This is a genomic window from Streptomyces montanisoli, from assembly GCF_017813245.1.
Classification (GTDB): domain Bacteria; phylum Actinomycetota; class Actinomycetes; order Streptomycetales; family Streptomycetaceae; genus Streptomyces; species Streptomyces montanisoli.
Map to the genome: position 1 here is coordinate 1 of NZ_JAGIQL010000348.1, position 1659 is coordinate 1659.

1 protein-coding gene and 2 pseudogenes are annotated in these 1659 nt (G+C 75.6%); all 3 read left to right on the plus strand.

Annotated features, from left to right (window positions below; all coding sequences use genetic code 11):
* Nucleotides 1-185, plus strand: a pseudogene (locus JFN87_RS33065) (ADP-ribosylglycohydrolase family protein); the annotation flags it as partial.
* A complete protein-coding gene (locus JFN87_RS33070; RefSeq protein ID WP_209346199.1) occupies nt 182-1330 on the plus strand; it encodes an ADP-ribosylglycohydrolase family protein in 1149 nt (382 codons plus the stop codon). The pseudogene JFN87_RS33065 and the gene JFN87_RS33070, both read left to right, overlap by 4 nt.
* Nucleotides 1327-1659, plus strand: a pseudogene (locus tag JFN87_RS33075) (ADP-ribosylglycohydrolase family protein); the annotation flags it as partial. The gene JFN87_RS33070 and the pseudogene JFN87_RS33075, both read left to right, overlap by 4 nt.

Below are 1659 nucleotides of genomic sequence, written 5' to 3' on the forward strand. Positions count from 1 at the left end.
GCGGCGCGCTGGCGGGCGCCGTGGGCGGCGCGGGCGCGCTGCCCGCGTCGTGGCGTGACGCGTGCTCCACCCTCGCGGGCTGCGCGCTGCCGCGCCTGGCCGGGGTGGACCTCGTGCGTCTCGCCGCTCGACTCACCGCCGCAGAAACCGCGTTCACCGCCACGGAAGGACCTTCGAACCCATGAAAGCGAACCTTGAGGACCGCGTGACCGGCTGCCTGGTCGGCGCCGCGGTCGGCGACGCGCTCGGCGGCCCGGTGGAGGGCTGGACGCCGGAGCAGATCGCGGAGCGCCACGGCGGCCGGGTGCGCGGCATCGTCGGCCCGTTCCACGGCGACGCCTGGCGCACGGCCCGGCCGATCGCGCCGTACCACAAGGGTGACGGGCACGTCACCGACGACACCCTGATGACGCAGGCGCTGGTGCGCGTGTACGCGAAGGTCCGCGACCACCTCGACGCGTACAGCGTCGCCGACCACCTGGTGCCCGACCTGATCGGCAACCCCCGCTGGATCCCGGAGCTGGAGGCCGAGGCGCTGCCGCTGCAGCGCATCTTCCTGGCCGAGAAGTGGATCGTGGCGCGCCTGCACTACGGCCACGTCGACCCGCGCGAGGCCGGCGTCGGGAACATCGTCAACTGCGGCGCCGCGATGTACATGGCGCCCGTCGGCGTCGTCAACGCGGGAAACCCGGCCGCCGCCTACGCGGAGGCGCTCGAGGTGGCCGCGCCGCACCAGTCGTCGTACGGGCGGGAGGCTGCGGGCGTCTTCGCCGCCGCCGTGGCCGCCGCGTTCGCGCCGGGCGCCACCCCTTCGAGCGTCGTCGAGGAGGCGCTGCGGCTCGCGAAGGACGGCACGCGCGCGGCGATCGAGGCGGTGTGCGAGCGTGCGGGCGCGTTCGGCGACTGGGAGGAGGCGCTGGTCCCGCTGCGCGAGGCGGTCGCCCCGTTCGACACGGTGGGCCCCCGCTACCGTGAGCCGTCGCTCGGCGCACGGCGCCCGTCGCGGCTGCACAGCATCGAGGAGCTGCCGGTCGCGCTCGCGATGCTCATGATCGGCGGCGGTGACTTCGAGCGCACGGTGCTCGGCTCCGTCAACTACGGCCGTGACTGCGACTCGATCGCCACGATGAGCGGGTCGATCGCGGGCGCGCTCGGTGGCAGTGGCGCCGTGCCCGCCGCGTGGGCCGACGAGGTGGCCCGGGCGAGCAGGCTCGACCTGCACGGCCCCGCCGCCGAACTCGCCGCCGTGACACGGGAGGTGTTCGCCAGGGACACGGAGCGGCGCCGCGCCCACGAGGCGGCGTTCACCGAGCTCGCGGGGGTGCGGTGAGCGCGCTGCGTGTGACCTGGGTGCAGCCCGAGGACCTGGTCGGCCACGAGCTGCGGCAGGCGGCCGAGGACGGCCGTGACGCCGACGCCGTGCGCCGGCGGTGGCTCGCGGCGGGCGGCCACCTGGCGCCCGAACGGGCCGGTGCCTCGCCGGGTCCCGCTGACCCGGCGCTGCGGGATATCGGCGCGGGACTGCTCGACGAGCTGGCCGCGCTGCCGAGCCCGGCGGCCGCGGACGAGCCGAGAACGGATGAGCACACGGTTGGACTCCAGACACCGATGAAGCTGGCAGGCGGACTACAGCCTGGAAAGAAGGGAGGGGGGGGGGGG

Coding starts and splice junctions, on each gene's coding strand:
- JFN87_RS33070 (WP_209346199.1), top strand. CDS start 182: ATGAAAGCGAACCTTGAGGACCGCGTGACCGGCTGCCTGGTCGGCGCC.